This window comes from Kribbella sp. NPDC051952 (assembly GCF_040680855.1).
GTDB lineage: Bacteria > Actinomycetota > Actinomycetes > Propionibacteriales > Kribbellaceae > Kribbella.
The window spans coordinates 71,779-78,007 of the sequence record NZ_JBFAXQ010000030.1 but is presented as its reverse complement, the minus strand read 5'-3'; the positions used below and the strand labels follow the sequence as shown (position 1 = coordinate 78,007).

Here is a 6,229-nt window from a genome sequence, read left to right as displayed (position 1 = left end):
TCCTTCGCGGCGTTGCCATTCTCTCTGGTCTGCGGCTTCGGTCTGCGTTGGGCAGCCAACCATCACACCGGTTGGAGGCGTGACATGTCGAGGCCACCTCTACCCCTGGGATCCTGGGGTGAGATTTCCACCTGGGTCGTGCAGACAGACGCCAAAGGCAAGCCCGTCAAGTACAAGTCGCAGGCAAGGTTCCGCGACCACGACGGTCACGTCCGGCCGGTATCCGCGTTTGGCAAGAACAAGACAGCGACTGAGCGCTCCCTCCTCAACAAGCTTCAGGACCGAGCCAAGACGAACCAGTCCGGCGAGCTCAGTGCGATGCACAAGATCAACCACCTCCTCGACCTCTGGGAGCGTCGCTTCGAGGGCCTGGTCGCCGACGGCACGCGTTCACCCACCTCGCTCGACACCTACCGCCGCGCGAACAAGAACCACATCCGCCCCGCCCTCGGCGAACTCCGCATCGGCGAAGCCACCACCCCACGCATCGACACCGTCCTCGCGCGGATCAAGCAACGCTCCGGCGCTTCCACCGCCAAGACCTGCCGCGCCATCCTCTCCGGCGCCCATGAGTCTCGCCGTCCGCTATGGCGCTACCGCCATCAACCCCGTCCGCGAAGTCGACTCCATCGAAGCCCAACCACAAAACCCACCACGCGCCCTCACTGGCGAAGAAGTCACCCTTCTACGCAAACACCTCGCCGACGACCAGACCGCCGTCACCGCCGATCTCCCCGACCTGACAGCCTTCATGCTCGGCACCGGCGTACGCATCGGCGAATCCCTCGCCGTCCTCTGGTCCCAAGCCGACCTCGAAGCCGGCACCATCGAAATCACCCACACCATCGTCCGGGTGAAAGGCGACGGCCTTCTGCGCAAACCCACCAAATCCAGGGCCGGCCAGCGACTCCTCCACCTTCCCCACTGGGCGATCGCTGTACTCCGCACCCGCGAGGCAGGTGGCATTCGCCTCGACGAACCGATCTTCCCCGACACCCAACGCGGCTTCCGCGACCCCAACAACGTCCGCCGCTCCCTCCGCACCGCCCTCTCCCCCATCGGCAGCACCGCCCGCCGCGACCTCGGCCAAACCCTTCGACACCTCCGCCGCGAAACCGGCATGACCCGCAAACAAGTCGCCGACAACCTCACCTGGCCCCAAACCAGAATCGAACTCATCGAAACCGGCCGCATCAAGGTCGACCACGAGATGATCGCCACCCTCATCCAGCCCTACGGCGTCCAACTCGACCACCTACACGGCCTACTCGCCCAGATCCACGACGCCACCCAGCCAGCCGAGTCCGACAAACTCGCCTGGATCCGCTCCCACGCCCTCCGCAAAACCACCGCCACCGCCCTAGACCAAGCCGGCCACACCGCCCGCCAAATAGCCGACCAACTAGGCCAAGCCAAAGTCTCCATAACCCAAGACACCACCTAGGCCGCCAGGCCGCGAATCCCGCCGGCGCCCGCGCCCTCGAAGATGCCTTCGAGGACCCCGACCTGGCCTGAGAGCCGAGTCAGCGCCGACCACCCATCCAAGATCTGCGTGATCTTGACGGAGCAGGAGAGGGCGAACCGGACCGCACTCCCGGTTCGCCCTCTGACCAGCAAGTTCATGCTCATCGGCTGCCAGCGTTCATCGACGTTTCTCAACGTCCCGCGGAGCATCACGGAGCGTCGAGCAAAGCCCGTCCGGCTTCGACAAGGACAACGCCGCCGTCCCTGACGGACGCAGCCAGTATCCTCGACCGACGACGTCGCTCGCTGGCCGACTGACAGACTGTCAATAGCCCGAGCACGATCCCCCTGCTTGACCGCGATCCGACGGAATGGGCACGCTCCACAGTCATGCGAGGGCTCCGGAGCGGCCCCCAGGATTTCCAAAGGCATCGCACATCTTCCTAAGCCGTGCGTGGACAGCATCTGGGTGCTCTCGTTCGACGGAGCGTGGCTTCCCTTTCCGGAACGCTCTGCCGCGAACCCCGACGGTCAGTTCAGCGGACGGTCACTGCGAATCGCCCGGCTCCTGCAGAAGCTTGACTACTCCACCCACGACTTCAGCGAGCAGGAGAGCCTGATGCAACAATCCGGTCTGCCCACTGTCGAGGACTGAGCGGCCTCGGAGGAGTGAGCGCCTCACTTCCCCTGCCTGGGGAGGTGACGCGCTTGGCACTAGGTCCGCCGAAGCGGACCGACTGCCACACTGCACGGCACCCACGAGCAATTGCACTGCGCAGCACAAGGAACACCGCTCGCCGTCGAGCAGATGCGACGGCAGGGTTACAACGGTCCCGAGATCATCGGCATCGAGGTGGTGACCACGGCCGTGCGCCAATGAGCGTCATAAAGTTCGAGCTAAAGCACGAGTCGGGCGTCGGCTTCGCGCCGATCGGCGAAGCGATCGGTCCCGCCTTTCCTCACCGGATCGAGCCGTGCTCCGACGGACAGTCTTCCTCGGTTGTCGGTCGTGTGTGGCATACCTTGAGGCCATGGCGGATGGCACCGGGATCGAGTGGACTGAGGCGACTTGGAACCCGACCACAGGATGCGATCGGATCAGTCCTGGTTGCGACAACTGCTACGCGCTGACATTGGCCAAACGTTTGAAGGCAATGGGTAACCCGAAGTATCAGGAAGACGGGGATCCGCGTACGAGCGGCCCGGGCTTCGCGATCACGCAGCATCCAGCTGCGCTGGATATTCCGTACCGCTGGTCAGCCCCGCGGCTGATCTTCGTCAACAGCATGTCCGACCTCTTCCATGCCCGGGTCGAAGCGGCGTTCGTCCGCGATGTCTTCCGCGTCATGGAGGAGACGCCCCGGCACACCTACCAGCTGCTCACGAAGAGACCACGGCGCGCCGCGCGGATGGCAGCAGAACTGCCTTGGCCCAGCAATGTGTGGCTCGGAGTCAGCGTCGAGTCCACAGCTCAGCTGTGGCGTATCGATGACCTTCGTCGGGTGCCGGCGGCCACTCGTTTCGTCTCAGCCGAGCCCCTGCTGGGGTCATTGGTTGGCATCGACCTGGTCGGACTCCATTGGCTTGTCGCTGGCGGTGAGAGCGGCCCCGGCCACCGTCCGCTCGACGCCGAGTGGGTCCGCGAGCTTCGAGATGCTTGCCGCGAGCAGAGTGTGGCGTTCTTCTTCAAGCAGTGGGGTGGCCGGACGTCCAAAGCTAATGGACGAACACTGGACGGGACCACCTGGGACGACATGCCTCGGCGGCCTGCATCGAGAGTCTAGGGTCCTGCTGTCACGGCTCTACGGGAACGTGATCTGCACCTGTGGAGGAAACGTGCCGCGACGTCGCTGCCCTGTCACGGTGAAGCGTCCGGCCTCCTGCATCGGCTTGAGCGTCTGCGTCTTGATGTGCGAGGGCGCAAAGTGGGTGAACTCGACGACGTAGTCCTCGATGGCCTGATAGTCGACGCTCCGACCTGAGAACTGCGCAGCAAGGTCGTCCATGAGCGGGCTCGTATTCGCGTCCGGAGACATCAGCATCGGCTGGCCCGCCGTGAGGTCTGAGAAGCTGTAGTCACCACCCGGGGCGATGTCCCACATCGCCTCCTTCATGAGCGCCAGGCCCTTGAGGTGGCGCGTGCCGTAGAACAGATAGTTGTTGGTCCGGCCGCGGGCGTTGATCATCTCGAAGCTGCGCACGAAGCGGAAGCTGCATTCGTTCTCGAGCTGCGTGGCGTACAGGTCGTGGAGGAACTGACCGCGCGCGTGACGGCCAGCCGAGGGTGCGTTCTTGAATTCGTCGGTTCCATAGAGGGCCCGGAAGGCCTGGTCCACCTTGCCGGACGTGCTGAACCGGTTGGCGCTGTTGTAGTCGAAGTAGATGAACAGTTCCGCCTTGTCGTACTGCGTTATGGCACGGATCTTGTCCAACGGTACGTCGCGGTACCCGAACGGGTCGACGAACGCGAAGATAGGTGCCATACGCTCACCGCTAAGGGAGGCGAGCATCTCGTCGGCGAGGTCGACGAAGTTCATAGTCTCGACGATGACACGGACGTTGGACGGCCAGCCCCCGCGTTCGGCCTCGATGTCGGCCACGACCTTCTTCAGCGACCCGTACCGGGCGGGATCCTTCTCGTTGAACAGGAAGACGAACTCTGTGGCCGTCATGTTCTTGAAATGCCTATGGTCGAGCATCGTCTCCAGGGCCAGTCGCGGCGAGCCGGGCTCGCCGTTGGCATAAATGCCAGGACCTGCGAACGCGTCGAGGAAGATGGTCTTCTTGTCCCAGCGAGACAGGATCGGGAACCAGCCACCGAGGTACTTACGGAGCAGATCGTGCTTAGCCTTCGTGTGAGGGCTGAGCTCCCAGATCGTCGGCATCTTCACGTGCGGGCCTCCGCCGTCGTCGGCCGGCGTCGGCGCTCGATCGCGCGGCCTGTCATTACTGCTGGCGTCACGCCCCGTACGCTACGCCCACGCGGACGGCACAACACCTGGAGAGCAGTCGCCATGGCCCGATACGACAGTCGAGCAGGAGCTGTTGAGATCTTCGACGATGGATCCGAGACGGTCTTTCAGTGGCAGGACTCTTACTCAAATGACGGTCCAGTGACGATGGCGCGATTCGTCCCACGGGAGCATGTGCTGAAGATCTTCCCCACCGTGCGCTCTGGTCTGGAGCTGAAAGAGCAGTTCGACCAGATCGCCGAGCTCCATATCGAGGCTGGCTCGGCGACTGACTGGTACGACGAGGAGCCAGTCAATGAGGGCGATTATGGCTGGCAATTGGTCGGGCTCCCGGATGGATTTGGTACTGCTTTCGAGCGCGGCCTCGGCGTACGCGCCAAGTACAGAGGACTGCTTCATCAGATTGAAGATCACACAGCATGCAGCATCGTGCGCTTCGGACCCGGCAGCGAGGAAGGTCGGGACGGTGACATGTTCCGGGTCAGCTTAGCCCGGTTCCGCCTCTACAAACGGGCAATCGATAGGAACAACAGCCGCCGCGACACGGTCGTCAGAAGGTTCAACTCTGCGGAGTCGCACAACGCGATCGCGGATCTGATCGGCGCCGAACCACAGAACCCCCTCGTTGGCAGGCACCCGATTATCCGGGCCATGGAGGGAGAACTTGCCGGAAAGCCCGGGATGCAGCCAGTGGAGAGGAACCTGCTCCTCCGGGAGGCAGCGACCCAGTCCCGTGCTGCAGCTACCGAAGCGCCCGCAGAACTTGGCAAGCTCCGGCGCGACATCCAGCTCGTCACTCTGGAAGTACTCATCGATCAGTTCGCGGCCGGCCTGAAGGGCGGCCACCGCTCAGACGAGGGGTACTGGCAGAAGTTCTTCGAAGTGAACACCTTCGCGCTTCAACAGCTATTCGCCGCACCTGTCGCGCTCTACAGACCACAGCTGCACGTCCGAAGCGGCGACGCACTTGGCCGGGGCGCACGCATCGCAGACTTCATGCTGATCAACAGCATCACACGAAGTGCTCACCTAGTTGAGATCAAGACGCCGGCCGCCAAGCTTCTTGGAAGCCCATACCGAAACATCTTTCCTCCGAACGTTGAACTATCCGGCGCCGTCGCCCAGATCCAAGCTCAAATCGAGTCGACTCGCGTCGAGCTTCCCGCCCTATTAGCGAGGACACCAGAACTCGCGCCGATCGAGAACTGCGTCGTGCGCGGGGCAGTGCTCGTCGGGACCGCCGAGCCTCTAAACGCAGAACAAAACCAGTCGTTCATGCGATATCGCGACGGTCTGAGCACGGTCGACGTCATCACGTTCGATGAGGTACTGGCTCGCCTCCGGGGACTCCATCAACTCCTCGCAGATCCGCCTGACAGCACCGCACTTAGCGCGATAGATCTGCAGCCCGACGAAACTCGGCCCTGAGTCCGGACTCCGCCGCCCGCTCGGCCTCCCGACGGAAGGGGCCACTCGGCAGCAGGCGACGACTCGTCACACATCGGAAATGAACCGCAGGAACCGTCTGCCGAGGTCGGTCGTGTGACCGAGGAAATCTTCGCCGCCGTGCCCGAGTACTTCCTCCCCGGGATTAGCTGGCCCAACAAGGTGCGCGCGAACCAAGTCTTCAATCAGAAGCTCGCGGGTGTCGCCTTGTCCGGCGTACGCGGGCATCGTGAACATCGGATTCTCTTCGACCTCGGCGTCAGAGCCTCTGGCCTCCGAGAACCACCTGAGCAGGAGTAGCTGACGTGCAGCGATTTCGACGGGATCCGGCGCGAGCATCCTCGTGG

At 63.3% G+C, this 6,229-nt stretch carries 7 protein-coding genes; 4 read left to right on the top strand and 3 right to left on the bottom strand.

The features are described 5' to 3' along the window. The first annotated feature begins 568 nt into the window (after positions 1-568). Positions 569-1,444 (top strand): helix-turn-helix domain-containing protein, encoded by an 876-nt coding sequence (locus tag AB0L70_RS35985; protein ID WP_363691302.1) that lies wholly within the window; start codon positions 569-571, stop codon positions 1,442-1,444. Here AB0L70_RS35985 and AB0L70_RS35980 read toward each other — a convergent pair. Beyond that, positions 1,441-1,629: a hypothetical protein gene (locus AB0L70_RS35980; protein WP_363691301.1), complete on the bottom strand. Its 189-nt coding sequence runs from the start codon at positions 1,627-1,629 to the stop codon at positions 1,441-1,443. The two genes, AB0L70_RS35985 and AB0L70_RS35980, sit on opposite strands and share 4 nt — an antisense overlap. A 289-nt stretch (positions 1,630-1,918) precedes the next feature. On the opposite strand from AB0L70_RS35980, the gene AB0L70_RS35975 reads away from it, so the two are divergent. Together AB0L70_RS35975 and AB0L70_RS35970 are read left to right on the top strand one after the other, a co-directional pair. Next, positions 1,919-2,119 carry a hypothetical protein gene (locus AB0L70_RS35975; protein WP_363691300.1) on the top strand — a complete coding sequence of 67 codons (201 nt, stop codon included), beginning with the start codon at positions 1,919-1,921 and terminating at the stop codon, positions 2,117-2,119. Positions 2,120-2,495: 376 nt separating this feature from the next. After that, positions 2,496-3,248 (top strand): DUF5131 family protein, encoded by a 753-nt coding sequence (locus AB0L70_RS35970; RefSeq protein ID WP_363691299.1) that lies wholly within the window; start codon positions 2,496-2,498, stop codon positions 3,246-3,248. Between the two features lie 18 nt (positions 3,249-3,266). Here AB0L70_RS35970 and AB0L70_RS35965 read toward each other — a convergent pair whose 3' ends face one another. Then, complete coding sequence (locus tag AB0L70_RS35965) at positions 3,267-4,349, bottom strand: three-Cys-motif partner protein TcmP (protein ID WP_363691304.1); 1,083 nt, start codon at positions 4,347-4,349, stop codon at positions 3,267-3,269. A 129-nt stretch (positions 4,350-4,478) separates the two neighbouring features. On the opposite strand from AB0L70_RS35965, the gene AB0L70_RS35960 reads away from it, so the two are divergent. Next, on the top strand, positions 4,479-5,864 hold the full coding sequence (locus AB0L70_RS35960; protein ID WP_363691298.1) for a Shedu anti-phage system protein SduA domain-containing protein: 1,386 nt from the start codon (positions 4,479-4,481) through the stop codon (positions 5,862-5,864). Positions 5,865-5,930: 66 nt separating this feature from the next. Here AB0L70_RS35960 and AB0L70_RS35955 read toward each other — a convergent pair whose 3' ends face one another. Beyond that, positions 5,931-6,221, bottom strand: a complete 291-nt coding sequence (locus AB0L70_RS35955; RefSeq protein WP_363691297.1) for a hypothetical protein — start codon at positions 6,219-6,221, stop codon at positions 5,931-5,933. Positions 6,222-6,229: the final 8 nt, after the last annotated feature.

Coding starts and splice junctions, on each gene's coding strand:
- AB0L70_RS35955 (WP_363691297.1), bottom strand. CDS start 6,221: ATGCTCGCGCCGGATCCCGTCGAAATCGCTGCACGTCAGCTACTCCTG.
- AB0L70_RS35965 (WP_363691304.1), bottom strand. CDS start 4,349: ATGCCGACGATCTGGGAGCTCAGCCCTCACACGAAGGCTAAGCACGAT.
- AB0L70_RS35980 (WP_363691301.1), bottom strand. CDS start 1,629: ATGAGCATGAACTTGCTGGTCAGAGGGCGAACCGGGAGTGCGGTCCGG.
- AB0L70_RS35970 (WP_363691299.1), top strand. CDS start 2,496: ATGGCGGATGGCACCGGGATCGAGTGGACTGAGGCGACTTGGAACCCG.
- AB0L70_RS35960 (WP_363691298.1), top strand. CDS start 4,479: ATGGCCCGATACGACAGTCGAGCAGGAGCTGTTGAGATCTTCGACGAT.
- AB0L70_RS35985 (WP_363691302.1), top strand. CDS start 569: ATGAGTCTCGCCGTCCGCTATGGCGCTACCGCCATCAACCCCGTCCGC.